Genomic DNA, 26,421 nt, shown 5'->3' with positions numbered 1-26,421 from the left:
GTCAGCGCCAGGCGGCGGTCCCGGCGACCTGCGGACGCTGCCGGGCCGGGACGTACGGGCGGCCGACCACGTGGTCGGCCTCCGGGCCGCTGCCGACGGCGGCCTGCGCCCGGCGGGCGAGCAGGCGGCGGTCGGTGCCGTTGTCGGTGGGCATCGGGGAGTGGAAGGTGACCTCGGCGACCAGGCCCCGGGCGGCCACCACCCGGCGGATGGACGGCAGCAGTTCGTCGTCGCCGACGTAGGCCGGGGCGGTGCAGAGCCGGCCGTCCGGCTGCCGGTAGCGGATCGTCACGGGCTGGACCGGCGCCGCCGCGTCGATCGCCGCCTGGAACGCCGCCGGGCGGAACCGCCCGCCCGCCTCGCCGCACCAGGTGCTGCCCTCGGGGAACGCGGTGATCGGCCGCCCGGACCGCAGCACGGCGGCCATCTCGGCCACCCGGTCCGGGAGTTGGCGCAGGTGGTCGCGGTCGATGTAGACCGTGCCGCCCCGTCCGGTCAGCGGGCCGAGCACCGGCCAGTCCCGGACCTCGGTCTTGGCCAGCATCGGCCCGGGCCGCACGGCGGTGAACAGCACGATGTCCAGCCAGGAGATGTGGTTGGCCACCCGCAGCACGGAGCCGGGGGCGGGCACCCCGACGACCCGCAGGCGGACGCCCATCGCGGTCAGCAGCGACCTGGTCCAGAACCGGAGCGCCGCGTCCCGGAGCCGGGGCGCCCGGTCCCAGCCCCGGACCAGCACGACCACGGCGATCCCGGTCAGCAGGACGCCGAAGCTGCCGGCCCCGCGCAGCAGGCGCAGCGGTGCGGGCACCGTTGGCCCGGGGTCGGCGAGACAACTCTCCGGCGTACACGGAGCGGTGGGGAGCCAGCTGCGCACGGCGCGGTCACCCGCCCGCGCCGGCCGGGGTGCCGGCCGAGAGGAAGTGCCGCAGGTAGCGCGGGTCGGTCCGCTCCAGCGAGAGCAGCACGTACAGGTCGGCCACCCCGAAGTCCGGGTCGTACGCGGGCTCGCCGCAGACCCAGGCGCCCAGCCGCAGGTAGCCGCGGAGCAGGGCCGGGATCGTGGTCCGCTCGGGCCGGACCACGCCGGTCGGGTCCCACGGGCGGTGCGGGGTGACCCGGTACTCGGCCGGGGCCAGGTAACGGGCCGTCATGGCGTCCCAGACCCCGGCCGCGCTGGCGCCGCCGTCGGCCAGCGGGACGGAGCAGCAGCCGGCCACCCAGGTGTTGCCGGTGTCGACCAGGTAGCGGGCGATGCCGCCCCACATCAGATTGATCACGGCGCCGTTGTCGCGGTGCCGGATGTCGATGCAGGACCGGCCCACCTCGACCAGGCCGGGGCGGACGGCCGCCAGGTTGGTCAGGTCGAACTCGGTCTCGGAGTACAGCCGTCCGGCCCGGACCGCCGCCTCCGGGCGGAGCAGCCGGTAGGTGCCGACCACCTCGCCGGTCTCGTTCTCGCGCACCAGCAGGTGGTCGCAGAACTGGTCGAACGGGTCGATGTCCAGGCCGGGCACGGGGGTGTCCAGGACGGCACCCATCCCGCCGGCGAAGACGTCGTGGCGCAGTCGCTGGGCCGCTCGGACGTCCGCCTCGTCGGAGGCCAGCGACACCGAGTAGGCGGGAGCGGTGGTCGGGCGGGTGGCGGGCCGCGTGACGGTGGGGCGGGTCACGGTGGGGGAGCTGAGCGCGGTACCAAGGGCCATGACGGGGTTCTCCCAGGGCTTGGGTCGAGCGTGGCGATCGGTGCTGCCCTATGTCTCTCCAGATTGGTTGGCGTTCGTATGACCAGCCGGGAGAGTGGAGATGTGGACCTGTTGAATGCACCGGTGTCGGCGGCCCGCTTCAGTGGCCCCGGTCGGCCGACCTGAGACCCAACACCCGGGCCAGTGCGAGGAGTTCGCGTACCTCGGGGTCCTCGGAGCCGCCGCCGGCGGGCGCGTCGAGCACCGCGGACTCGGTGGCGGAGAGGGAGCCCGGCGGCCGGTGCAGCAGCGCCCCCGGGTGGTGCAGGTCGTGCAGCAGCCCGGAGCCGTCCGGCGCGCCCGAGCCCGCCACCGGGCGCCCCGCGTACGCGACGTACCGCCCGTCCGGCGAGCAGCGGAGCACCCGGGGCCACTCGACCAGCTCGGCCAGGTGCGGCGGCACCGGCACCGGGGCCAGGGTGAGCTGGTCGTAGAAGTGCACCCGGCCCTCGCTCGGGGCCAGCCCGCCGACCACCTGCCAGGCGGGGACGGCGAACAGGTTGCGCAGCCGAGGGGTGTCCCGCCGGACGGTCGGCCGGGGCTCGGCGCCGGCCAGCTCCCAGAGCGTCAGACCGCCCTGGCGGCCCGAGCCGAGCAGGCGGTCGGGCCCGGCGAAGGTGAGGTCGAGCAGCCGGCCGGGCTCCTCGGGCACGCCGGCCGTGCCGAGCACCGCCCGCAGGCCGGTGTCGGCGAGGACCAGCCGACGGCCGTCGGAGAGGGCCAGCAGGTCACCGCCGGGCGCGACCGCGAGCAGCTCGGCGTTGGCCAGGCCCCAGGGCTCCAGGCCGACCTGCCGCAGCTCCGAACTCCCGTCGTCCACCAGCGCCCCGGGGCTGAGCCGGAGCCCCGCCACGTACCCGGTGCCGGTCGGCACCAGCCGGGCGGCGGCCACCGCGAAACCAGCCGCCAGCAGCTGCGGACCGGCCGCCGAGTGCCGGACCAGCTCGAAGTGCGGGTCGTCCCCGCCGACCCGGCGGGCGGCCACCACCTGACCGGGGCCGAGGCAGACCACGGAGGAGTGGCCCGCCTCGCCCAGGTGCAGCGCGGCCCGGCGGTCGGTGCCGAGTTCGAGGGTCTCGATCAGCTCCTGCCGGGTGCCGTGCCCGGGGGTGGCCAGCGCCAGCGCGGGGCTGCCGTGGGCGAACGAGACGTGGTCGGCGTCGAGCAGGCGCAGCCCGGCGGGCAGCCGGACGGTGGCCGGCCCGACCGCGCGGGCGGCGGCGGCAGCCACCCGGTGGGTGTCCAGCGCGGCCAGCCGGTGCAGCAGCTCCCGGTCGGCCGCGGCCGGCGGGTGCCAGTCGGCCGCGAGCAGCCGTGCCGCCAGCGGGGCGGCGGCCACCACCGGTGCGGTGCAAGTGAGTTCCCAATAGGCGGGCCAGTCCTGCTGCCGGGCGAGCTCGGCGGCGCGCACCTCCACCGGGACCGGCGGCGGGGACCAGAGCCCGCGCGCCGCCGGGGCGGGGCCGGTCCGACGGTCGGCCGCCCGCAGGGTCTCCCGCTGCCCGTCCAGCGCCTCCAGTAGGGCGGCCCGGTACGTGGCGGGGGCACGCTGGGCGAGCCGCTGCCAGAGCGCCACCGCGGCCGCCCCGGCCCGCACCGCCTCGCCCGGCCGCCCGGCCGCGGTGAGCAGCCGGCGGAGTTCGCCGAGCGCAGTGGCCCGCTCCTGGTCGTCGGGCCCCTCGTCGGCCTCCCCGGCCGCCGCCTCGCAGAGTGCCACCAGCTCCTCGGCGACCCGCACCGCCTCGTCCCGGCGCCCGGCCCGGGACAGGTCGTCGCGCAGGCCGAGCAGCGCCCGGGCCAGGTCGCCCCGATGGCTGGCCGGGTCCTCGGCCGCCAACTCCCGCCAGTGCGTCACCGCTTCCCTGGCCGGGTCCAGGTCGTCGGCCGCGCCCAGGCCGCGCAGCGACAGTCCGGCCGCCGTGCTCAGCGCCGCCGCCAGCCCGGCCCGGTGGGACCGGTCCTGCGCCACCAGCCGGCGGTAGCGCTGGACCGCCTGCCGGTTGGCCCGGTGCGCGTCGCCCCACCGCCCGGCGCGCTCGAGCAGCGTGCTGTGCGCGGCCAGCGCGGCGGCCAGCCCCGGTTCGAAGTCGGCCCGCCGCCGCAGCAGTTCGACCGCCCTGGCCTGGGCGGCGACCGCCTCGTCCAGCCGCCCGGCGACGGCCAGCCGGCCCGCCAGCGCGGCCAGCGACCGCGCCAACCGGTGCTCGTACCGGGCGGGTTCGGCGGCCACCAGGTGTCCGAGCAGCTGCACCGTCCGCCGGGCCGCCTCCACCGCCTGCTCGTCCCGGCCCAGCGCGCCCAACTGCTCGGCGTGCTCGGCGTGCAGGCGGGCGTGGGCCGCCGGATCGTCGGTCCGGCCCAGCCGGTGCGCCAGCAGACGCACCGTCAGGGCGGCCCGGCCGGGGACCAGGTCGGCCGGAGCCGGGGACGGTATCGCCGCGAGGATCCGCTCCAGCAGCGCTGGCTCGATGCCCGGGAGCGCCGCCAGCGCGGTCAGCCCGGGGCTGCCGGCCGCGACCGCGATGCCGGGATCGGCGGCCAGCAACGGGAAGAGGCAGTTCGGCCCGACGTGCGGCCAGCGGGCCGCCGTCGCCGCCAGCACGGTGACGGCCCGGCCCGGCCGCCAGCCGCCCCGGGTCAGCACCGCCGCGATCGCCGGGGCCCAGGGCTGCGCCGGGTGGTCGGCCGGATGGCCGGGCAGGGTGAGGGCGAGGAAGTCCTCGGCGAGGCGGTCCGGGGCCAGCGCGGGCAGCACGGTGCCGGGGACGGGTGGCGGGTAGCAGGTCGCGTGGTCGGCCAGCAGCGCGGCGGTCGGCTGCTCCAGGCCGAGCGACTCGATCAACTCGGCTGCGGTGTCCGGGGACTGCGGGCCGACCAGGGTGGCGGCGAACACGGTGCGGTTCATCACCCAGGGCGGGGAGCTGAACCGTCCGGGTCTGTGCTCCCGGTGCAGCCGGGCCCAGTTGAGCTGCTCGCGGTCGAGCAGGTGGACGGACAGCCCGGCCGGCTGGGTCGGGGCCCGACGGCCGGTGGCGTACGCGTCGACGGTGACCAGCGCGGCCATCAGGACGGCCAGGGTGAGCCCAAAGTCGGGGTGGTCCAGCGCCACCGGATCGGCGGGCGGCCGGACACCGTACTGCTCGGCGAAGGCGTCCACGGCGGCGCGGAACAGCGCGGGCCGGTCCGCCGTCGGCAGCGGGGGCAAGGTCCGGCGGGTGGTGTCCTGGAAGGCGGCCCGGAGCACGGTCGGCGCGTCGGCGCTCCGGGCGAGCAGCAACACCCGGGTCGGCAAACCGCGCTGACGCAGCAGCGCATTGCCGAGCAGCAGGGCGAGCCGGCCCGGCGTCCAGTGGTCGGCCCGGTCGACCAGCAGCAGCAGGCCGACGGCGCCGGCCACCCGGAGGTCGGTACCGCCGGGGGGTGCCGGGAGGCCGTCGGGGCCCTCGTCGGCCGTGACCACCTGCCAGCCCGACTCGGCGAGCTCCCCGGCCAGCCGGTCGGCGATCCGGCTCTTCCCCTGACCGCCCGGGGCGTGCAGCCAGCGGGCCGCCGTCGGCGGCCCGACCGCGCACCAGTCCCGCAGCTCGGCCAACTCCCGCTCCCGGCCGGTGAACCCGACCACGGCCGAGCGGGCGTCCAGCAGCCGGCTCGGCTGCTCGCCGAGCCAGGCACGGTCCAGCGGGGCCGGTGGACGCCAGCCGGCCAGCCGGTACAGCGGAACACCCTCGGCCGAGACGTGGAGGTCGGCGCCGAGCACCCCGTACGCCGTCCCCCCGGTCAGCGCACCCCCACGTTCGGCACGGTGAACCAAGGACGATTCAGTCAACATCTGGGCCCCGATCAGATGTGCACGTGCGACCCGGACCATGCTGCCACCCGGCCCCGGCCGTCGCAGGCGAATGGGACGCCTGGTGCAGGGCGGGTGCACGATCGGTGTACGGCGACCGCCCGGCCGGGGTTGTCGGATGGACAGCGGCGGTGCCGATGGCAGAGGGTTCACCGCATGTCAGACCATTCACCGCAGGGACTGCCCGCCGGCTACCGCACCCGAGCCGCCACCGCCGCCGACCTCCCGGCGATCCACCGGTTGGTGGCCGACTGCGAGCGGGCGCTGTACGGAGCCGCCGAGACCGACCTCGACACGGTCGCCGCCGACCTGGCCCGTCCCGGCCTGGTGCCGGAGCTGGACACCGTGCTGGTGCACGGCCCGAGCGGTGAACTGGCGGGCCGGGCCTGGGTGAACCGCCGCTCCGAGGTCGACGTGCACCCCGCCCACCGGGGCCTGGGCATCGGCCGCTCGCTGCTGGCCTGGGTCGACGAGCGGGCCCGCCGGGCCGGCACCGCGTGGGTGGCGCAGACCGTCCCGGACGGCGACCTGGCGGCGGTGGCGCTGTTGCAGGCGGACGGGTACCGGCCGATGGTCACCGCCTGGCTGCTGGGCATCGAGCTGCCGACCGAGCCGGTGGTCCCCGAGCCGGCCCCCGGCATCACGGTGCGGTCGTTCCGGCCGGGCGACGAGCACCCGGCCCACCTGCTGACCGAGGACGCCTTCGACGAGTGGCAGTCCCGGCGGAAGTCCTACCAGGAGTGGGCGCTGCTCGCCGTGGAGCGCAGCAGCTTCGCCCCCGAGATGTCCTCGCTGGCCTTCGCGGACGGCGAACTGGTCGGCGCGGTGCTGGCGTTGGACGTGCCGGGCGCCGACGAGGGGTACGTCGAGCGGGTCGCGGTGCGGGCCGACCAGCGGAACCGGGGGATCGCCCGGCTGCTGCTCCAGCACACCTTCCGGGGTTTCCACCGGCAGGGCCGGCGGGGCTGCACGCTCTGGACGCACTCCGACACCGGGGCGCTGACGCTGTACCAGCGGGTGGGCATGACGGTCCGTCGGAGTTCCACCGTGCACAGCAAGGCACTCGGGTAGCGGCCGTCATGGTTGCCGGGCCGTCCGGGGGGAAGGCAGGAGATCATGGGAACACTTGTCGGGCCGGACGTGGCGGCCCATCCGAGGATCGTCGCGCTGTACGAGCGCGACCAGACCTGCCAGACCCTGCGGATAGCCCTCGACGAGGTGTCCACCGGCCGGGCGCTGATGCGGATGCGGGTGACCGCGAGCATGGTGAACGGTCACGGGATGGCGCACGGCGGCTATCTGTTCCTGCTGGCCGACGCGGCGTTCAGCTACGCCTGCAACAGCTACGGCCCGGTCACCGTGGCGCAGGCGGCCCAGGTGACCTTCCTCTCCCCGGCGGCCGTCGACGACGAGCTGGTCGCCGAGGCGGTGGAGCGGGCCAGGTCCGGGCGGACCGGGGTGTACGACGTGACCGTCCGTCAGTCCACCGGCAGGGTGGTCGCCGAGTTCCGCGGCCAGAGCGTGATCCTGGCCGGTGGGACCGGCCGGCACCCGGAGGGCGGCGTCGCGGGCCGATGACTCCCGCCCGGCCGGCTTCTCCTCCGTCGCCAGGGCTCCGCCACGGCTCCTCCCGGACCCGGCCCGCTCCTTCCCCCACCCTCCGGGTGCCGGCCGGTCTGAGCCGCTGGACGACTGACCCCGGTCGCCGCCGGTCCCGCCGGGGGGCGGGGCGGGCGGCGACCGGACCGGCTCAGGCCGGCGGGCGCTCGTCCAGGACCTGCTGGAGCTTGCCGGTGCGCGGGTTGGTGACCAGCTCGGAGGTCGGCACCCACTCGATGCCGAGCGGGTGGATGGCGCCGTCCGCCACCTCCGCCGGGAAGACCGGCCGGGCGGCGTAGACCGCCTCGACCATCCGCTGCCCCAGGTCGGCGGGCGGCTCGTTGACGTACCCGAGCCGGAGGATCAGGCCGTCCCGGCCGTCCCACCGGCGGTGCACCATCTGCATCCCGACCATGTGCCGGTCCCGGTCGGCCTCGACCAGCACCGCGCGGATGTCCTCCAGCGGCATCGCGATCGTGCCGACCCGGCCGCCCTCCATCGACCGGCCGAGCAGCCGGAACCGCTGCCGCTCGGGGTCGACCCACTCGGCGCGGTCGCCGGCCGGGTAGCGGAGGACCGGCATCAGGGTGCGGAACAGGTTGGTGACCAGCAGCCGCCCGGGCACGCCCGCAGTGGTGATCGGCTCGCCGGTGACGTCGTCGACCAGCTCGACCAGGGTCCGGTCGGGGAACGCCTCGTGGACGCGGACGTCGTCGCCCGGCACCGGGCGGCCGACCAGTCCCGCGTCGATCGAGGCGTAGCCGACCGAGGCGACGGCCGCCTTCGGGAAGGCCCGGGACAGGATCGGCCGCAGGTCGGTGAAGAGCAGGTCACCGCCGAACAGCAGCAGTTCGACCGAGTCGGCGACCTGGCCGCGCTCCACCAGGTACTCGGCCACGGCGGCCAGCTTCATCGGCACGCCCGCCAGCACGTTCACGCCGAAGGTGGCGATCAGGTCGACGATGTACTCGCTGGAGGCGGCGGCGCCGACCGGCAGCCGGACGTTGTCCACCGGGGCGTGGTGCAGGGCGTTCTCGATGTACAGGAACCCGCCGTAGAGTTCACCGGCCCAGAACAGGTTGGCCACCCGGTGACCGGGCTTCAGCCCGGCCCGGACCATCCCCGCGCCGAACGCGGTCACCGAGTCGGCGTGCTCCGCGCGGGACCAGACCGAGAGCTTCGGGACACCGGTGGTGCCGCCGCTCTTGTAGACCCCCGCATCGGTCAACGGCCCGGTCAGCAACCGGTTCTCGGGCCAGGTGTTGGCCGCCCAGAAGGCGGTCTGGTCGATGATCGGGAGCTGGGTGAGGTGCGAGACCACGGCGGGGACGTCGCGGTACGCCTCAGCGTAGAACGGCGAGCGGGTCCGGGCGTGGTCGACCAGCTGTTGCAGGGACAGAGCGGGCACGGTCACTCCTGTTCGGTCGAACGAGCACAGGGATCAGGGGAGTTCGGGGCGGCCGAGCCAGCTCCGGGCCAGCGCCCGCACGGTCGAGCCGTCCCGGTCGGCGAGCTTGTGGTCCAGGTGGCCGGCCGCCCAGTCGTTGGTCGGCACCCGGAACGGCGGCCGGTCGGCGCGCAGCGTCCGCACCACCACCTCGGCCACCTCCTGGGCGGACTGGGCGCCGGAGGTCCAGCCCTGGCCGCCCAGCGAGGCCACGTAGTCGGCGAAGGTCGGCGCGTACGGACCCGAAGCGGCCTCCACCGTCCGGCGGTTGACGTCCGGGAAGATCCCGAACGAGGTGCCCCGGACGAAGCCGGGCACCACGATCGAGACCAGGACGCCGTGCGCCTCGGCGACCGGGGCCAGGCTCTCCATGAATCCCTCGACGGCGAACTTCGCGGCGCAGTAGGCCTCGTTGAAGGGCTGGCCGACCACGCCGTGCACGCTGCCGATGGTCACCAGCCGGCCCCCGCCGGCCCGGAGCAGCGGCAGCGCGGCGCGGCTGACCTCGACCACGCCGAAGAAGTTCACCTCCAGGTTGGCCCGGAGCGCCGCCGCACCGGACATCTCCAGGGTGGGGTCGAAGTTGGAGATCCCGGCGTTGTTGACCACCGCGTCCAGCCGGCCGTACGTCCGCCGGACGCCGTCGACGCAGGCGGCGACGGACTCCGGGTCGGTGACGTCCAGGCGTCGGACGTCCAGCGTGACGCCGGCCTCCCCGGCCGCCGCGAGCAGCGCCCCGGCCCGGTCGGGATCGCGCAGGGTGGCGACCGTGGTGTAGCCGGCCCGGGCCGCCGCGACGGCGGTGGCCAGGCCGATGCCGGAGGAGCAGCCGGTGATCAGCACGATCCCGTGTTCGGCCGTCATGACGCGTTGTCGGCCAGCGCCGGGGCGGCGTCGGCCGCCGCCTGCTGTTCCCGGGCGGCCGCGTCGAGACGGGACTGGACGCCGAGCGCGGGCAGGAACGAGCAGGCCGCCAGCAGGGTGCCGCCCACCATGGTGACCCGGGCCGCGTCCAGGATGCCGAGCGGGCCGGTGAGCAGGGTGACGGCCACCCCGCCGACCAGCGCGGCCAGCGGGATCACGCCCCAGGTGAAGGTCCGGAACGCCGCGTGCATCGCGCCCTGGTGCTGGGCGGACATCCGGGACTGCCGGATCGGCGCGCTGCAGACGTTGATGCAGGACATGAAGAAGCCGTAGCAGCCCATCGTCGCGGCGATCACCGGGCCGGTCGGCAGCGCGGGTGCGGCGAGCACGCCGAGGCCGACCAGGCAGTGCAGCAGCAGCGCCCAGGCCAGGGTCCGTCCGGTGCCGAGCCGTTCACTGATCTTCGGGGCGACCACGGCGCCGACCAGCGCGCCCACCGCGGCGACCGACATGGCCGCGCCGAAGACGGCGACCGAGGCGCCGAGGCCCCGGTAGGCGAGCACCGGCAGCACGGTGACGAAGATTGGGCCGCCGCAGTTCAGCGTGACCGCCGCCAGCACCACCCGGCGCAGCACCGGGTCGGACCAGTTCAGCCGGAAGCCGATGGTCAGCCGCTGCCAGACCGAGCCGGTGGCGACGGTCCGCTCGCCCCAGGACGGCATCGAGCGGAAGCACAGCGCGGAGACCAGGTAGCTGGCCGCGTCCACCAGCAGGGCGGCCACGCCGAGCGCGCTGTACAGACCGGCCGCGATCGAGGGCCCGGCCACCTCGGAGACCGAACGGCTGCCCTCCAGCCGGGAGTAGGCGCGGACCAGGTGCTCCTGTTCCACCACGGCGGGGACGGCGACCAGGTAGCCGACGGTGAAGAAGATCGTCGCGCCGCTGATCACCGCCACGCAGCCGAACAGCAGCGGGGTGGACAGCAGGTCCAGCCAGTACGCCAGCGGGATCACCGCCACCGCGAGCAGCCGGACGAAGTCGCAGACCAGCATCGTCCGGCGCTTGTCCCAGCGGTCCACCAGCACGCCGGCCACCGGTCCGAGCAGCGGGATGCCCAGGTACTGGGCCATCGCCACGATCCCGACCTGGAGGGCACTGGCGTGCAGCACGAAGATCATCACGGTCGGCACCACGAAGACCGTGATCCGGTCGCCGACGGTGCTGATGGTCTGGCCGAACCAGTAGAGGTTGAAGCCGCGTCCCAGCGAGAGCGGCCGGTGTGGCTTCACGAGTCCTCCCGGACCACGAGGTTGGCGGTCTTGCCGGTCCGGTCGTTGCTGATCAGCGCGTCCACCGCGCGGACCCGGAAGGACTCCGGGTCGTGCTGGAAGGCGGTGCTCAGGGTGAAGGTGGCGGACAGCAGGTCGGCGCGGATCCGCTCGACGTCCGGGGCGGGGCCGCCGGTGAGCAGCAGCAGGTCGACGCCGGTGGCCCGGCCGCCCTGTTGGGTGAGCACGAACTGGGCCCGCGTCACGCCCGGTTCGCGTTCCACCCGCCCGATGATCTCGTCCACGTGCAGACCCAGACCGCGCACCTGCACCACGCTGTCCCGGCGGCCCAGCACCCGCATCGACCGGCCCGGTCGGCCGCACGGGCAGCTCACCAACTCCCCGGCGTCGCCGGTCCGGTAGCGCAGCACCGGGTTGAGCATCTCCGGGTTGAGGGTGGTGAAGTCGAGCAGCCCGTCCGGGCCGACGTGCACCAGCTGCTCGGGCAGGGTGTGGAAGGTGTCCTCCGGACAGTCCGGGGTGTTGGTGCCCACCACCCAGGTCTCGGTGCTGCCGAACATGCCCCAGCGGCGCGCCTGCGGTGCCACCGCGGCCATGTCCTCGTCCAGTTGGGGCTGCCAGGCCTCGCCGAGCCAGAGCACCTTGCGCAGGGCCGGCAGCTTCACCCCGGCGGCCCGGGCGCTCGCGAACCACAGGCGCAGCACGCTCGGGGTGCCGCCGATCGCGGTCACCCGGCGGGTGGCGAAGAACGCCAGCCAGTCGGGGTACTCGTCCCTGGTGACCGAGCCCACCGAGAGCACCTGGCACCCGGACAGGTCGGCCAGCGCGGCGACCAGGAAGTGCGCGCCCCACATCCGGCCCGCGCCCCAGGCGTTGACGAACACGTCGTCGCGGTCCAGCGGCCGCCACTGTGCGTACACCCCGGCCATGTAGAAGCCGGTGGGGGCGTAGCCGACCTTCGGCGCACCGGTGCTGCCGCCGCTCTGGAACAGCCAGGTGGCGCCGACCTCGGCCTTCGGCTCCAGGTGTGCCAGCGCGGTGTTCAGGTCGTCCTTCATCATCGGCGGCAGCGCGGCCAGGTCGCCGAGCGTGCGCAGTCGGTCGACCCCGGTGTAGCGCTGGGCCAACTCCGGTACGGCCCGCAGCAGTTCGAGCGAGTTCCGGGCGACCCGGAGCTGCGGCTCGGCCGCCTCCGGGGTGAGCGAGAACGAGTCGGTCATCGGGTGCCCCCCTCGGGGTTGCGGTTGGCCCACCACTTGGCGTGAGCGTCCCGGTAGGCGGTGAACCGGGCCCGGGTGATGCCCCGTTGGACGGTCCGGTCCGGATCGTCCAGGTCGGGGGCGATCACCCCGTCGGGCTCCAGCTCGGAGAACCAGAACCGCTCGCCGTCGTGCAGGAAGTCCACGCAGAAGTACGGGATCGGCAACCGCTCGGCGAAGTAGGCGGTGGCCGCCGCGAGTTCGGCCGGGATCTCGGCGAACTCCATGGTGCCGCCCCGGCTGGCGTTGGCCACCGGCGAACCGGCCTCCGGGGTCCGCTTCAGCACGGCGTAGGGCTTGCCGTCGATCACGTAGACCCGGTAGTCGACCGTGCCGTCCCCGAGGTAGGGCTGCACCACCAGCGTGGTGTCGCCGCCCTGGGCCAGGCTGGCCAGGCCCCGGACGTCCTCCGGGCCGCGGGCCAGGTTGATCCCGCCGCCACCGCACCAGCCGGCCGGCTTCACGATGGCTGGGTAGGTCATGTTCGCCAGTGCCACCTCGTAGAGGTGCTTGCCGACGTCCCGGCCGGTGCCGATCCGGACGGTCGGGATCGGCGGCACCGGGGAGCCGTTCAGGTGCAGGACGGTGGCCAGCTTGTCGTTGCCGATCAGCGACACCTGCGGCGGGAAGGGCAGGTGGAAGCCGGCCTCCTCCAGCACCGCGTACAGCGCGTACTGGTTGAAGATGTCCATCGACTGGTAGGGCAGCGAGTAGAGCGCGGTGACGAACAAGGTGTCCTGCGGATCGACCGGTTCGTCGTCCACGTAGACCCGGGGTGCGCCGCGCACGGTGCCGTCCACGGTGACCGCGTCGGGGGAGTGCCTGGTCCAGCGCATCCCCTGCTGCTCGGCGACCTCCTCGTAGAGGTCCCAGAAGTAGTGCTTCCACATCGCGCCGGTCCGGGTCGACTCCCGGTCCGGGAAGATCCAGCACATCCGGCGCAGCCGGCCGGCGGCGTCGTTCTCAGGGGTGGGGTTCACCGAGGGTCCTTCCCAGGGATGGGGGAGCACGAGCCGCCGGGCTGCCCGGACCACCACCGGCGGCCGGCCTCCGGGAGGGTGTCCAGCGGGTCGTAGTAGGGGTGGCGCCGGTCGAGCGGCGCGGCCGGGCCGGCGTCCCCGGCCTGGCGGACCTCCCGCTCGGTGCGGTAGTTCTTGGTCCAGTACGAGATGCCGCGCACCCGGTCGTAGGCGACCGCCTGGTGCACCCAGCGCTTGCCGACGTCCGGTACGTCGCAGACGATCCGGGGCGTGGCGTAGCCCGGCAGGTAGCCCATGATCGCCTCCTGGAGCAGCTGGGCCTCGTGCATCGAGGTGCGCCAGTGCTCGGAGTTGGGGATCATGTCGCACAGGTAGAAGTAGTACGGCAGGATGTTCGCCTCGCCCTGGAGGGCGAAGCAGAGGTCGAGCAGGTCGGCCGGGGTGGCGTTCACCCCGCGCATCAGGACGCCCTGGTTGCGGACGTCCCGGACGCCCGCGTCCAGCAGGGCCCGGGCCGCCTCGGCGACCAGCGGGGTGACCGACTGCACGTGATTGGCGTGGGTGTGCACGGCCAGGTTGACCGACCGCCGGGCGGCCAGCGCCGCCACCCGGCCCAGCCCCGCCAGCACCTGCGGCTGGAGCCAGTGCTGTGGCAGGCCGACCACCGCCTTGCTGGCCAGCCGGATGTCGCGCACCGTGCCGAGGTCCAGCAACTGGAGCAGGAACGACTCCAGTTGGGGCCACGGCACATTGGCCAGGTCGCCGCCGGAGACCACCACGTCGCGGACCGCCGGGGTGCGCTTGAGGTAGTCGAGGATCTGCTCCTGCCGGTCGGCCGGCCGGAGCGCCAGTCGGGTCTTGGTGAGCTGCGGGGTGGAGTTGCCGACCAGGTCCATCCGGGTGCAGTGCCCGCAGTACTGCGGGCAGGTGGAGACCAACTCGGCCAGCACTTTGGTGGGATAACGGTGCGTCAGGCCCTCCACCACCCACATCTCGGTCTCGTGCAGCGAGTCCCGCTCGGCGTTCGGGTGGCTCGGCCAGACCGGGTGCCGGTCCGGGCGGACCGGCAGCATGTAGCGGCGGACCGGGTCGGCGAAGAACGCCTCGGTGAACGCCTGCGGTTCGGCCGGGGCGTGCGGTGCCATGGTGTTGAGCATCTGCGGCGGCAGCAGCATCGACATCATCGCGTACCCGGATTGGTCGGCGGCCAGCTCCTGGTAGAACAGGTCGGTGAGCAACTCGCCCATCACAGCGCGCAGTTGCCGGATGTTCTTGACGCAGTGCGCCCGCTGCCACTGGGCGTCCCGCCACTGCTGCGGCGTGACGTGGCGCCAGCCCGGCAGCCGACGCCAGTCCGGCTCGGCGAGCGGCGTCCGGACGTACTGGTACGGCTGCCGGATCGTCTGGAGACCCATCGGGGGGTCTACCGTCCGGTGAGCAGGGTGGCGAAGCGGGTCCGCAGTTCGCGCTTGAGCACCTTGCCGGTGGGCCCGAGCGGGAAGTCGGCCGGGATGCGGGCGATGCTCACCCCGGCGAGCCCGGTCAGGCCCGCCCCGGCCAGCGCCTTGTTGGCGGCCTCCTGGACCTCCTCGGCGGTGCACTGCTCGGCCTCGGCCTGCAACCGCACCACGGCGAAAGGGTGTTGGCCCGTACCGGCAGCCCCGGGCAGGCCGATCACCGAGCAGTCCTGCACCAGTTCGGCGCAGTCGGCCAGCAGCACCTCCTCGATCGGCAGGCTGTAGACCGGGCCGCTCGCGGTGTCGATCACGTCCACCGTGCGGTCGAGGTGGTAGAAGTTGCCGTCGGCGTCGCGCCGGGCCAGGTCGCCGGTGAGCCAGTAGCCGGCCAGCTCGAAGGTGCCGGTGAGCTTCGGGTTGTTCCAGTACCCGGGGGTGCGGGAGGGGGTGATCACGCCGAGCAGGCCGACCGTGCCGTCCGGGACCTCCGCGCCGTCCTCGTCCAGCACCGCGGCTCTGGTCACCACTTCGAGCGGCTTGCCGACGCACCGGTCGTTGCGGGTGCTCTCCACCGTCGTGACCTGGCCGAACAGCGCCATGCCCATCTCGGAGGAGCCCAGGCCGTCGATGAACTGCGAACCGGCCAGCGCCGGTTGGTCGGCCGCCTCGCTCGGCAGCAGCCAGGGCTTGATCAGCCCGGCCGGCCGCTCGCCCAGCCGGACCAGCCGGCGGATGTGCCCGTAGTGGGCGCTGTCGCCGGTGTTGAACCAGGAGTGCACCCGGGCGGCGCCCTCGACCGGCAGCTCGCCGGTGGCCAGCTCGACGAAGGTGCGCGGGAAGGAGGCGACCATGGTGGGCCGGAACGCCCGCATCACCGGCTCCACCGTCACCCGCCGCCAGTCGGACATCACCACGGTCGGCAGGCCGAGCAGGGTGGCGGTGAGGAAGTAGCTCAGACCGCCCGCGTGGGTGTGCGGCATCAGCGACATCAGGCGGTCGTAGGACTCGGCGGGGAAGCGGACCATCCGCGGCTGCTTGCCGTCCCAGAACTGACGGTGCGCCAGCATGGTCGACTTCGGCGTCCCGGTGGTGCCGGAGGAGTGGATCAGCGCCACCACGTCCTCGGCCGCGTGCCGGTACGGGTAGACCTCGGGGAGCGCGGCCGACTCGGCGTCGAACGCCTGGATCTCGGCCGCCAGGGCGATGAAGCGCGGACGGGAGCGCGGGTCCTCCCGGTAGGCGGCGGCCAGCCGGGTGGGGTCGTCCGCGACGATGCCGACCACGCCGACGTGGTCGAGGTAGCGGACCATCACGTCGTGCCGCATGGCGTCGTTGACCAGGGCCGGGACGGCGCCCAGCGCGGTCAGCGCGAAGAAGTGCAGCAGCGGCTCCAGGCCCTCGCCGACCACCACGCCGACCGGCTCGCCGGGGCGGACGCCGTTCGCCCAGTACCACTTGGCGTAGCGGTCGCGCAGTGCGGCCAGGTCGAGCAGGCTGTGCCCGCGCAGCACCACGGCGCCGCGATGGTCGGTGTGGTGGCTGTAGGCGAACGGGACCGCGCGGTGGGGGTTGACCGCCAGGGCGTGGTCCAGGAAGTTGCCGGCCCCGAGGGTGGGCTCGGTCATCAGCTGCTGCCGGGCGGCGAGGGGTGCGATGGAACTCTGTTCGCTCATGGCGGTCTCCCGGTGCGGGTCGCCCCGGCGCGCGCTCTTGTGGAACGGCTGCCGGGTGAACTGGTCGAGGGGGTCTGGTGCTCGGCGGAACGGGGTGGTTCGGCGGCGCAGGATGGGCCGGTGACGCGGGTGACGCGGGCGGGCGCTAGCGACGGGCGAGGATCTCCGCGACCACGCGGTGGCCGGAGCGGATGGCGCCTTCCATCAACCCGAAGTACTCGGTGCTGGTCTCGGTACCGGCCCAGTGCACCCGGTGGTGCGGCGTGGTCAGCGTCGGGCCGAGCGCAGACCAGTCCCCGGGGCCGAGCAGCGCGGCGTAACAGCCCCGGCTGTACTGCTCGTTGACCCAGTCGGTGAGCCGGAAACCGATCGGCTCCGGCAGCATCGGGAACAGCCGGGCGGCCTGTCCGACCGCCGCCGAGCGCTGCTCCGCCTGGGTCAGCGCCGCGTACCGGTGCGCCTCGGCGCCGGTGACGAAGCCGGTGAGCACGCCGACCCCGCCCTCGGCCGGTGAGTCGTCCACCGTGGAGAGCAGCGGCCCCTCGGCGTTGACCGACCAGCCGGAGAGGCCGTGGTCGCGCCAGAGCGGCGCCGGGTAGACCAGGTTGACCTTGACCGCGCAGCCCCGGCCGGTCCGCCCGGTCGCCCGGCGGACCGGCAGGGCCGGCCGGTGGTCGACGGCGTCGGCGAGCAGCGGCGGCAGCGCCAGCACCGCCAGGTCGGCCCGGTACTCGCCCCCTGGTGTGCCGACGGTGACCCCGTCCTGGTCCTGATGGACCGTCAGGACCGGTTCCCCGAGCCGGACCCGGCTGCCGAGCCGGTCGGCCAGCAGTTCGCACGCCTGGTGGGCGCCACCGGCGATCCGGTCCTGCTGGGCACCGCCCTCGAAGGCGTTCAGGTAGCGCAGCCCGCCGCCCGAGCGCAGGTAGAACGCCAGGTGCAGGACGGAGACCTCGGCCGGGTCGGCCGCCATCATCTCGCCGAGGAAGAGCGGGAAGAACAGCCGGGCGTCCGGGTGGGTCAGGTGCTGCTCGGCCCAGTCGGCGGCGGTCAGGGCGTCCAGCCGCGCGGCGTCCGGGGTGAGCCAGGGGGCCTCCGGCCGTACGGTGGTGGCGAGTTCGTCCAGCAGCTCGAACAGGTCGCCGAGCGCCACGGCGTTGAGCGGCGGGAACCGTCCGTCCCGGGTGGCCTGTTCGGCGCCGAGGGCGAAGCGGCTGGCGCCCTGCATCGTGGTCGGGGTGGTCTTGAGGCCCAACTCGGATATCAGGGACAGCAGTTCGGTGTGCCGGTCGCCCAGGTAGGCGGCGCCGGCGTCGACCCAGGCGTCCGGTCCGACCCGGAGGCCGTGGGTACGGCCGCCGACCCGGTCGCGGGCCTCCAGCACGGTGACCTCGATCCCGTGTGCCGCCAGCCCGGTGGCGGCCGTGAGCCCGGCCAGTCCGGCCCCGACCACGACGGCGCTGGTGGCGCCCGGGCGGCCCTCGCCGACCTGGAGGCCGTCGCTCATCGGGCCGTCGCTCATCGGGCGGCCGCGATCCGGTCGGCGAGGCCCTGCGGGGTGGGCGCCAGGACGAAGTCGTCGAAGGTCAGCTCCACGCCGTGGCCCCGGGCGATCGCGCTCAGCACCCGGGTGGCGATCAGCGAGTCGCCGCCGAGCAGGAAGAAGTCGGAGTCCGGCGCGACCTCGGTGCTCTCCAGTACCCGACGGAAGATCGCCACCACGCTCTCGACCTCGGCGCCGGGGTCCGTCCCGGGATCGCCGGGCGTGCCGCCCGGGGCGGCGGAAGTGGTGTCAACGCTCATCGAAGGTCTCCTTTGACCTGTCAGCGGGCCTTGCCGGTGGGTGTGTCGGTGCGCTGTGTCAGCGCGCTGCGTGGCGCAGGTGCGAGCCCGCGCGATCGACCTTTCCGGTTGCGGTGAGGACGAGTCGGGGGACGACGGTGATCCGGCTCGGCACCAGGTGGCCTGGCACCCGCCCGCGCAGATAGGACCGGACCTCGGCGTCCAGGGTCCCGGCTGCGGCGGTGGTCCTGGGGACCAGGTAGGCGACCAGTGCGGACCGGCCGGCCAGCGTGGTGCCCACCACGGCCACCGCCTGGACCCCGGGGTGGCTCGCGATGTGGGCCTCGACCTCGCCCGGGTCGACCCGGATGCCGCGCACCTTGATCTCGTGGTCGAGCCGGCCCAGGTGGGTGAGCAGGCCGTCCGGTGCACTGCTCACCCGGTCGCCGGTGCGGAACCGCCGCTCGCCGTCGACCAGGGCGAACCGGGCTTCGGTGGCCTCGGGCAGCCCGAGGTAGCCCAGTGCCAGCGCGGGGCCACCGATCAGCAACTCGCCCTGCTCGCCGATCTGTTGGACGACGTGTGGGAGGGCCCGCCCGATCGGGGCCGGGGTGCCGGCCGCCCAGTCCCACCCGGGGGAGGGCGCCTCGGGGCCGTGCAGGTCGACGGCATGGGTGACCAGGGTGGTCTCGGTGCAGCCGTAGGTGTTGAGCAGTCGGATACGGCCGGTGTCCAGCCGGCTCCAGTCGGCCAGCCGGGCCGGGCTCACCGCCTCGCCGCCGATCACCAGCAGGCGTACGCGGTCCGGGAGGGCGAGCCGGTCCTCGGTGAGGTGCAGCACCAGCTCGTGCCAGAAGGCGGTCGGCAGGTCGAGGACGGTGATCCGTTCCCGTTCGACCATCCGCAGGAACCGGGGGAACGAACCCGAGTGTGCCTCGCGGTCCAGCACCAGGGCGGCACCGGCGGTGAGGGTCGGCAGGATCTCCTCGAAGCAGGTGTCCCAGTTCAGCGAGGCGAACTGGAGGACCCGGTCCTCGGGGGCCAAGCCGAACAGGTGCCGGAGCGAGTGGACGCCGGCGGAGATCGCCCGGCGGGGCGTGACGACGGGTTTCGGCTGCCCGGTCGAGCCCGAGGTGAAGAGGACGTAGGCGGGTGCGTCGGCGGCCGGAGGTGCCTGACCGGCCGGCGCGGTCGGGTGCTCGGCCGCCGCCGCCACGAGTCGGCCCAAGTCCAGCTGTCTCAGTCCGAGTTGGGCTACCGGATCGGGATCGGTGCTCAGCACGGTGCGACAGTCGACCGCCGACAGCATGGCCTGTCGCCGGTCCGCCGGGAATGCCGGATCGACGGGGCAGTAGACCCCGCCGACGGCCAGCACACCGAGCAGTCCGACCACCGTTTCCGGGGTGTGCGTCGCCTGCACGGCAACCGCGCCGGGATTGGAACCCAGTTGTGCGGCAAGCGTGTTCACCAGCTCGTCGAGCCGGCCGTAGCTGACGGTGCGTCCGTGGTGGATGAGTGCCGGACGATCCGGGAAGCGAAGAGTAGTTTGCCTGAACGCGTCAAAAAGGTCGGAAGTGACCTCGCTGGCGCCGCGATTATTTGACATGCCCGCCCCAGGTAATGCTTCGCGAGCGCTCATTCGTGCTCGGCGATCCGGGACTCTACCTTCGAACATGTGTCGCCACAATGGTTGTTGAGGCTGTTTCCTCAAGGCCGCGTGGCGGACCTGTGAACGGGCCTGGCCTGCTCGGGAGGGTGGAATGCCTCTGCCGCCGACTCCGCCTCGTGCGCGGCCGGCTGCATTGCGTCATGACCCGGCGGTCATGACGCGCAGCGCTCCGTATGCGGAATTCACCGACGGTCGACGGGTCGGCGGAAATGGCCGAGAACTGACACCTCGGCACCAGCTCCGCCGGTCACGGTAGTTCAACTTCCTTTACCCGCAACAGAGTCGGGTGTCCGGTTCCTGACGGGCCGGGCGAAGTCCGGCGGGTGTTCCGACCCGGTTCGGCCGAGTACGCGGCGGAACGCCCGGCCCGGGTCACCGGAAAAAGGTCCTGGCCGTTCGGAAGGCGGGGCGCTAGGGTCATCCGCGATGACTACTCACTCCGTTCAGAGATCGGGGGTCCCGTCCGCGCAAGGTGAGTGCTGATGTTCACTCGGATCGCGAATGGGGATTCCCAGCTGTCCCGCTGGCTGCGCGTGCGCGAGTTCGCCGTGCCGCTCGCGATGATCGAAACCGCCACCGCCCGCCGGCACGCCGGGGACTGGGCGGGTGCGTGCACCGCCGCGGGCGTCGACCTCGACTTCGGCCTGCGCGGGCTGACGCACCGTCACGGCCGCGAGCTCGCCTCCCAAGTGCGGTCGGATCTGCGCCGGTTGGCACCGGATCTGCTGCGCTGGCACCTGCCGAGGATCGCCCCGGACGGGCTGCTGCGTCCGGGGCTGACCATCGCGCTGGCCCGGTACCGGACCGACGGGCGTCACCCGGTGCACCTGGTGCTCCGGACCCCGCCCGCCTGGGCGGACGCCGGTCAGCGGATCAGCCTCGGGGTGTGGGACGGCTCCCGGGCCGACCCGACCTCCTGGGGTCCGCCGCACCCCCGGCCGGACCCGCGCTACCGCCTCGACCTGCACCGTCACCTCTGGGACGCGGGCCGGACCGGTGAGCTGCGCAGTCGCTCGGGAGCCGACGGCGGTCCGCCGGCGACTCCCGAGCTCACGGCCCTGGTGCCACCCGGCTACTCGTGCGCCGTCGACCGATGGGCGGCCGAGGCGGCCGTCCTGCTCCGGGCCGAGGGCCGGTCCACCGGCGCCGTCGGTGTCCGGCTCGGGGCCCGGCACCGGCTGCTCCTGGAGCTGGACGAACCACAGGGCGCGACCCTGCGGCCCGCCGCCGCGTCCCGGGGGTGCGGAGCATCCCCCCCGCCCGTCCTGCCCGACGCGGCGACCTGGACGCTGCCCGACCTCGACCTGCTCCGGGCCGGGCTGATCGAGGCCGACCGCCTGCACCCGCTGGTCGCCTCGGCGCTGGTTCCCGACCACCCGCCGACCGCCCCGCCCCACCGGCCGGACCCGGCCGGGCAGCCACAGCTGGTGGAGTGCCGGGGAGCTCGGCACCGGATCGGCCTGGTCGACGGCGTCCTGTCCGCCCTCGACCACGATCCGGCCGAGATCCGGCGCGAGGAACTGCTGATCGCACTCTCCGGCACCCCGCTGCCCTGCCTGCGGGCGATCGACCTGGCGCACCGTCACCCGGACTGCCTGGTCGGCGTCCGCGAACGCCTGGACCACGGCGACATCGCCGGCGCGCTCGCGGTGGTCGAGGGCCTGCTCGGCCCCAACGCCCTGCTGCGCAGCGGCGACCTGCGGGACGAGCTGGAGACCGTCGCGCAGCGGCGGATCAGCTACGGCCTGTTCCGGGCGGGCCTGGCCGGACCCGGTGTCGGGCCGCTGCGCGGCCGGACGGACGGCCGCCGCACCGCCCTGCGCCGCTCGCACCCGCGCCACGCGCTGAACCACTGAACCCCGGGGACCCGTCCCCCTTCGACAGACCACAGGTGACCAGACATGTCCACGTACTCCCAACCCACCCAACTCAACGTTGCAGCAGAGCTGTTGACCCTGCTCCGCGACGCCACCACCGAACCCCGCCCGGACGTCCAACTGGAGGCGCTGACCCTCACCGTCGCCGCCGACCTCCCGGTGCTGCTCTGGGGCGAGCCCGGTATCGGGAAGACGGCGGCGATCGCCCAGCTGGCGGCCTCGCTGGACCTGCCGCTGACCACGGTGATCGCCAGCGTGCACGAACCCTCCGACTTCTCGGGGCTGCCCGTCCTCGGCGACGACCCGGCCGAGCAGGGCGTGCCGATGGCGCCGCCGGACTGGGCCGTCCGGCTGGTCCGGGCCGGCCGAGGGCTGCTCTTCCTGGACGAGCTCTCCACCGCGCCGCCCGCCGTCCAGGCCGCGCTGCTCCGCCTGGTGCTTGAACGGCGCATCGGTGCGCTGCAACTGCCGCCCGGGGTACGGATCGTGGCGGCCGCCAACCCGCGCGCCTCGGCGGCGGACGGCTGGGAGCTGAGCCCGCCGCTGGCCAACCGGTTCGTCCACCTGCAGTGGACCCACGACCACGAGGTGGTGGTGCGCGGTCTGGGCGGCACCTGGCCCCGGGCCACCCTGCCCCGGCTCGATCCCGAACGGCTGGCGACCGCCGTGGAGTTCGCCCGCCGGGCGGTCTGCGGTCTGCTCGCCGCCCGGCCCACCCTGGTGCACCGGCTGCCGTCCGGTGAGACCCGCCGCGGCGGTCCCTGGCCGTCGCCCCGGAGCTGGGAGATGACGCTGTGTCTGGTGGCCTTCGCGACGGCGGCCGGGTCGTCCAGGGAGGTGCTCTCGCTGCTGGTCCGGGGGACGGTCGGGGACGGCCCGGGGCTGGAACTGCTGGCGAGCCTGGACCGGTTGGATCTCCCCGACCCCGAGGAACTGCTCGCCGACCCGGCCGGTGCCGAACTGCCCGAGCGGGGCGACCTGCGGCAGGCGGTGCTCGACGGCGTGGTGGCGGCGGTCCGCAACCGGCCGGAGAAGGGCCGCTGGGACTCCGCCTGGGCCCTGCTGGTCCGCGCGTTGGAGACCGGTGCGCCCGATCTGGTGGTGGTCCCCGCGACCACCCTGGCGGCGCTGCGCCGGGAGGACTGGGACGTGCCGCCGGCGATCGAGCGGCTGGCCGGGGTGGTGTCGCTCTCCCAGCGGGCCGACCGGACGGCGGCCCGGATCGCGGTCGGCGCGCAGGCGGGCCGGTGACCACGGTGCCCGAGCTCGACCGGGACAGGCTGTTCGCCGCCCGGCTGCACGCCGCCCGGGCCCGGCCGTACCTGGCGACGGCGCTGTTCGCGTTGCACGTGGTGCCCTCGCGCCGGGTCCCGACGATGGCCGTCGACCGGCACTGGCGGTGCTACGTCTCACCGGCCTTCGTGGCCCGGACCCCGGAGGAGGAGCTGGCCGCGGTCTGGGTGCACGAGGTCTCGCACCTGCTCCGCGACCACCACGGGCGCAGCGACCGGTTCGCCCGCGAGCGCGGGCTGAGCGGCCCGGCGGAGCGGCTGCGGATGAACATCGCCGCCGACTGCGAGATCAACGACGACGCGTACGGTGACGGTCTGGTCCGCCCCGAAGGCGCCTTCGTGCCGGCGGACCTGAGCCTGCCGGAGGGCGAGCTGATGGAGGAGTACCTGACCCGGTTCCGGCTCGGCCCGCTGACCGAGCAGCTCGCCTGGCTGGACTGCGGCAGTGGCGCCGATGGGCTCGAACGGGACTGGGAGATCGGTCCGGACGGCGCGCACGGACTCAGTCCGCAGGAGCGCGACGCGGTCCGGTTCCGGGTCGCGCAGGGCATCAGCGGCCGGCCCGGGGACGCACCGGAGGGCTGGCAGCGCTGGGCCGAGGAGGCGTTCCAGGCTCCACAGCAGTGGCGGGAGCTGCTGGGGGCGGCGGTCCGCTCCGCCGCCTCCGGTGCCGGCGCGGACGACTACAGCTACGGCCGCCCGGCGCGGCGCTCGGCCGGAGTGCCCGGCGCCGTCCTGCCAAGCCTGCGCCGCCGCCCGCCCCGGGTGGTCGTGATCATCGACACCTCCGGCTCGGTCAGCGACGCCGAGCTGGGCAGCGCGCTCCTGGAGGTCGCCGCGATCTCCCGGGCCGTGGGCGGGCGTCGCGACCTGGTCAGCGTGCTGTGCTGCGATGCGGCGGCCGGGACGGTGCACCCGCTCTGCCGGGCCGAGGGCATCCCGCTGACGGGCGGCGGCGGTACGGATCTCCGGACCGGCTTCGCCGAAGCGCTCCGTACGGGGCCCCGGCCGGACGTCATCGTGGCCCTGACCGACGGTCAGACACCCTGGCCCGACCGGCGGCCACCGTGCCGCACGGTGGTGGGCCTGTTCCCCCGGCTACGGACGGCCCGGTCGTGGGACGAGGAAGACCCCGACTACGTACCGGACCCGCCACCGGACTGGGCCCGGGTGGTGGAGATCGGGTCGGCACCCGGTGGCCGGTGAGCCCCGGCGGCGTCGGAGTCAGGGGCTCAGCACCCGCTCCAGGCGGGCGAGTTCGGTCAGCACCCGGCGCCCCTGGTCGCCGATGCCGTGCACCGCCTCCCCAGCCAGGCGGGGGTTGACCGGCAGGACGTACTGGGCGCCGCCGGCCTGGACGGTCATCGCCGTCAGGTCGTGCGTGATCACGTCGTGCAACTCCTCGGCCATCCGGGTGCGGACCGCCTCCCGGGCCAGTTCGGCCCGGGCCGTCGCGGCCCGGTCGGCCAGCGCGGCCAGCTCCGCGCGACGGGCCCGGGACCACAGCCCCCAGGCCCAGCAGAGCAGGAAGGGGACCGGGTAGGTCACGGTGACGAGCAGCAGCTGCCCGGCCGAGAAGGAGCCGAGACTCCCGTCGGCCAGCCCTCGTGCCACGGCCAGCGGCCCGACCGCCAGCGCACCGGCGCACGCGGCCAGCGCCACCCGGGGTGACCCGAAGCAGCTGGCCCAGCGGGCCAGCACGAGGCAGCCGACCTGGAGCAGGCCGGGCCCGGCGCCCGCCGCCAACTGCCCGAAGCCCAGGGCGATTCCGCCCAGCACGGCGAGGCCCGGGTGCCGGCGTCGGACCAGCATCAGGACGGCGAACGCGCAGCCGACCGCCAGGCAGCCGAGCTGCGGCGGCCCGAACGGCCCCGGCCGGCCGGCCGCCGCCCACCAGCCCAGCAGGAACAGGCCCATCGCCCAGGCGCCGTCACCGATGCCGGGACGGCGGAGGAACCACGCGTGGAGTCGGTACACGTCGTCAGCGTAGACAGCGGGCCGCCGTCGCCGAGTCGGCCGCAGTGCTGAGCCGCCCTCCTCCTCCGGGAGTACGGATCCTCCGGCGTACGGAGCGGGGCACCGCCGGCGCCGGCGGAGCACACCGCGCCCCGTCGGGCAAGACCCGGCGCAGAACGTCCGATTATCGACCATGCGGGGAACACGAACTGATCGTCCGTCGGTTGACGGAGCGGCGGGCCACCGGCCCGTGCGATCCGCTACCGAGCAGGAGACCACCGTGCGCATTCTCTTCACCGGCCCGGCCGCTCCCAGCCACCTGTTCCCGATGGTGCCGACCGCGCAGGCGTTGCGGGCCGCCGGGCACGAGGTGCTGTTCGCCAGTCCGAGGCCGATGGAACAGCTCCGGCAGGCGGGCTTCCCGATCGTCGAGATCGGCGACGGGCGGGGCCTGCTGGAGTCCTTCCAAGCGGTCAGCGGCGAGCAGCCGCGCTACGCCCGGCCGGATCTGACCGAGGACCAGCTCCTGGACATCGGTGCCCGCGCCTTCGCGCACGCCTCCCGGGCCACCGTGGACGGCCTGCTGACCGTGGCGGGGGAGTGGGAGGCGGACCTGCTGATCCACGACTCCTGCCTGGCCTCGGCCCAGTTGGTGGCGGCCAAGCTCAAGATCCCGGCGGCGCTGCAGAACTTCGGCGTCAGCTCCGGCCTCGAGATGGCCGCCCGGCTGGCCGGCCACTTCACCGAGGTCTACGAGGCGTACGGCGTGGCCGGCCCGGCCGAGACCACCCCGCTGAACATCGTGCCGGCCTCGCTCGGCGGGGACCAGGGCGGACTGCGGATGCGCTACCTCCCCTACAACGGCGGCGGTGTGGTCCCCGCCGACCTGCTGCGCCGGGGCACCCGGCCGCGGGTGGCGGTCACCCTGGGCACGGTGCTCGCCGGGGTGGACGGGGTGCAGGCGATCACCCGGCTGATCGAGGCGGCCGCTTCGGTGGACGCCGAGTTCCTGCTCGCCGTCGGGGACGCCGACCTGAGTGACCTCGGTACGCTTCCGGCCAACGTCCGCCCGCTGCCGTGGGTCCCGCTGGCGGAGCTGCTGCGGGTCTGCGACGCGGTGGTCCACCACGGTGGCTCGGGCAGTTCGCTGACCGGACTGCAGGCCGGTATTCCCCAGCTGCTGCTGCCGCAGGGCGCCGACAACTTCAGCACCGCCGACACCTTCGCCGCCACCGGCGCCGCCCTGCAGGCCCGCTCCGGCGAGGTCGACACCGCACTGCTGGTCCGCCTGGTCATCGACCCGGCGCTGCGCGAGGCCGCCGTCCGGCTCCGGGCCGAGAACGACGCCCTCCCCACCCCGGCGGCCCTGGTCCCCGCCATCGAGGCGCTGGCGACCGCCGCCCGCTGAGACCACCCGGGAGCCGTCACGTCGGCGGGCGGGGGGTGTAACCCTCGCCCCGGTCGGAGGGACGGTCCGGACGGCACCCGGCGGTCAGCAGCGGGTGCGTCCGCCGTCCGGCCGGGACGCCGGATCTTCGATGGCGCAAGGGCAGACGGAACCACACCGCGCTGATGGCGGCGCTCAGTTGAGGGCGCATGGCCGTCACTCCAGGGCGGCGTCCCCACCCCGGGGCAACCGAATTCGGTTCGCCCGTCGCGGTGCGGCCCGGGTGGGGCCGCACCGC

General features: G+C 74.5%; 20 protein-coding genes. 6 read left to right on the top strand and 14 right to left on the bottom strand.

Going from position 1 to position 26,421, the window contains the following annotated elements; all coding sequences use genetic code 11:
- Window position 1: 1 nt before the first annotated feature.
- The 3 genes from ACIRPK_RS00370 to ACIRPK_RS00360 all read right to left on the bottom strand — a co-directional run bounded on the left by ACIRPK_RS00370 (window position 2) and on the right by ACIRPK_RS00360 (window position 5,556).
- Complete coding sequence (locus ACIRPK_RS00370) at window positions 2-811, bottom strand: lysophospholipid acyltransferase family protein (protein WP_403030758.1); 810 nt, start codon at window positions 809-811, stop codon at window positions 2-4.
- A gap of 73 nt (window positions 812-884) precedes the next feature.
- A complete protein-coding gene (locus ACIRPK_RS00365; protein WP_403030756.1) occupies window positions 885-1,706 on the bottom strand; it encodes a GNAT family N-acetyltransferase in 822 nt (273 codons plus the stop codon).
- Window positions 1,707-1,845: 139 nt separating this feature from the next.
- Window positions 1,846-5,556 carry a hypothetical protein gene (locus ACIRPK_RS00360; protein ID WP_403030753.1) on the bottom strand — a complete coding sequence of 1,237 codons (3,711 nt, stop codon included), beginning with the start codon at window positions 5,554-5,556 and terminating at the stop codon, window positions 1,846-1,848.
- A 192-nt stretch (window positions 5,557-5,748) separates the two neighbouring features.
- Between ACIRPK_RS00360 and ACIRPK_RS00355 the strand changes: the two genes are divergently transcribed.
- Entirely contained in the window at window positions 5,749-6,663 is a 915-nt protein-coding gene (locus tag ACIRPK_RS00355; RefSeq protein WP_403030750.1) for a GNAT family N-acetyltransferase, read from the top strand.
- Between the two features lie 45 nt (window positions 6,664-6,708).
- Window positions 6,709-7,170, top strand: a complete 462-nt coding sequence (paaI, locus tag ACIRPK_RS00350) for a hydroxyphenylacetyl-CoA thioesterase PaaI (RefSeq protein WP_403030747.1) — start codon at window positions 6,709-6,711, stop codon at window positions 7,168-7,170.
- A 172-nt stretch (window positions 7,171-7,342) separates the two neighbouring features.
- Here the strand turns inward: paaI and ACIRPK_RS00345 are convergent, their stop codons facing one another.
- The 10 genes from ACIRPK_RS00345 to ACIRPK_RS00300 all read right to left on the bottom strand — a co-directional run bounded on the left by ACIRPK_RS00345 (window position 7,343) and on the right by ACIRPK_RS00300 (window position 19,548).
- Window positions 7,343-8,599, bottom strand: a complete 1,257-nt coding sequence (locus tag ACIRPK_RS00345) for a phenylacetate--CoA ligase family protein (RefSeq protein WP_403030744.1) — start codon at window positions 8,597-8,599, stop codon at window positions 7,343-7,345.
- 33 nt (window positions 8,600-8,632) lie between these two features.
- Window positions 8,633-9,502, bottom strand: coding sequence for an SDR family NAD(P)-dependent oxidoreductase (locus ACIRPK_RS00340; RefSeq protein WP_403030741.1), 870 nt, complete (start codon window positions 9,500-9,502; stop codon window positions 8,633-8,635).
- Complete coding sequence (locus ACIRPK_RS00335) at window positions 9,499-10,791, bottom strand: MFS transporter (RefSeq protein ID WP_403030738.1); 1,293 nt, start codon at window positions 10,789-10,791, stop codon at window positions 9,499-9,501. The genes ACIRPK_RS00340 and ACIRPK_RS00335 overlap by 4 nt, the downstream gene beginning before the upstream one ends.
- Entirely contained in the window at window positions 10,788-12,011 is a 1,224-nt protein-coding gene (locus tag ACIRPK_RS00330) for an AMP-binding protein (protein ID WP_403030736.1), read from the bottom strand. The genes ACIRPK_RS00335 and ACIRPK_RS00330 overlap by 4 nt, the downstream gene beginning before the upstream one ends.
- Window positions 12,008-13,030, bottom strand: coding sequence for a RimK family alpha-L-glutamate ligase (locus ACIRPK_RS00325; RefSeq protein WP_403030733.1), 1,023 nt, complete (start codon window positions 13,028-13,030; stop codon window positions 12,008-12,010). The genes ACIRPK_RS00330 and ACIRPK_RS00325 overlap by 4 nt, the downstream gene beginning before the upstream one ends.
- A complete protein-coding gene (locus ACIRPK_RS00320; protein ID WP_403030730.1) occupies window positions 13,027-14,445 on the bottom strand; it encodes a KamA family radical SAM protein in 1,419 nt (472 codons plus the stop codon). Before ACIRPK_RS00320 ends, ACIRPK_RS00325 begins: the two co-directional genes overlap by 4 nt.
- 8 nt (window positions 14,446-14,453) lie before the next feature.
- On the bottom strand, window positions 14,454-16,160 hold the full coding sequence (locus tag ACIRPK_RS00315) for a class I adenylate-forming enzyme family protein (protein WP_403030727.1): 1,707 nt from the start codon (window positions 16,158-16,160) through the stop codon (window positions 14,454-14,456).
- A gap of 145 nt (window positions 16,161-16,305) precedes the next feature.
- The gene (locus tag ACIRPK_RS00310; protein ID WP_403030725.1) at window positions 16,306-17,667 is read right to left on the bottom strand and encodes a flavin monoamine oxidase family protein; all 1,362 of its coding nucleotides are present in this window, start codon (window positions 17,665-17,667) and stop codon (window positions 16,306-16,308) included.
- A gap of 11 nt (window positions 17,668-17,678) precedes the next feature.
- Window positions 17,679-17,963, bottom strand: coding sequence for an acyl carrier protein (locus ACIRPK_RS00305; protein ID WP_403030722.1), 285 nt, complete (start codon window positions 17,961-17,963; stop codon window positions 17,679-17,681).
- Between the two features lie 58 nt (window positions 17,964-18,021).
- Window positions 18,022-19,548: an amino acid adenylation domain-containing protein gene (locus ACIRPK_RS00300; protein ID WP_403030720.1), complete on the bottom strand. Its 1,527-nt coding sequence runs from the start codon at window positions 19,546-19,548 to the stop codon at window positions 18,022-18,024.
- A gap of 545 nt (window positions 19,549-20,093) precedes the next feature.
- Between ACIRPK_RS00300 and ACIRPK_RS00295 the strand changes: the two genes are divergently transcribed.
- Genes ACIRPK_RS00295 through ACIRPK_RS00285 form a run of 3 tightly spaced genes read left to right on the top strand, consistent with a single transcriptional unit; the run spans window position 20,094 to window position 23,986 of the window.
- A complete protein-coding gene (locus tag ACIRPK_RS00295; protein ID WP_403030718.1) occupies window positions 20,094-21,467 on the top strand; it encodes a hypothetical protein in 1,374 nt (457 codons plus the stop codon).
- Between the two features lie 45 nt (window positions 21,468-21,512).
- Complete coding sequence (locus ACIRPK_RS00290; RefSeq protein WP_403030716.1) at window positions 21,513-22,739, top strand: AAA family ATPase; 1,227 nt, start codon at window positions 21,513-21,515, stop codon at window positions 22,737-22,739.
- Window positions 22,736-23,986: a VWA-like domain-containing protein gene (locus ACIRPK_RS00285; protein ID WP_403030713.1), complete on the top strand. Its 1,251-nt coding sequence runs from the start codon at window positions 22,736-22,738 to the stop codon at window positions 23,984-23,986. The genes ACIRPK_RS00290 and ACIRPK_RS00285 overlap by 4 nt, the downstream gene beginning before the upstream one ends.
- An 18-nt stretch (window positions 23,987-24,004) precedes the next feature.
- Here ACIRPK_RS00285 and ACIRPK_RS00280 read toward each other — a convergent pair whose 3' ends face one another.
- Complete coding sequence (locus tag ACIRPK_RS00280) at window positions 24,005-24,757, bottom strand: histidine kinase dimerization/phosphoacceptor domain-containing protein (RefSeq protein WP_403030710.1); 753 nt, start codon at window positions 24,755-24,757, stop codon at window positions 24,005-24,007.
- A gap of 259 nt (window positions 24,758-25,016) precedes the next feature.
- Between ACIRPK_RS00280 and ACIRPK_RS00275 the strand changes: the two genes are divergently transcribed.
- Window positions 25,017-26,144: a nucleotide disphospho-sugar-binding domain-containing protein gene (locus ACIRPK_RS00275; protein WP_403030707.1), complete on the top strand. Its 1,128-nt coding sequence runs from the start codon at window positions 25,017-25,019 to the stop codon at window positions 26,142-26,144.
- Window positions 26,145-26,421: the final 277 nt, after the last annotated feature.

Origin of the sequence: Kitasatospora sp. NPDC101801 (assembly GCF_044766665.1) — a bacterium.
In the GTDB taxonomy this organism is placed as follows: domain Bacteria; phylum Actinomycetota; class Actinomycetes; order Streptomycetales; family Streptomycetaceae; genus Kitasatospora.
This window is presented reverse-complemented; position numbering and strand designations above follow the sequence as displayed.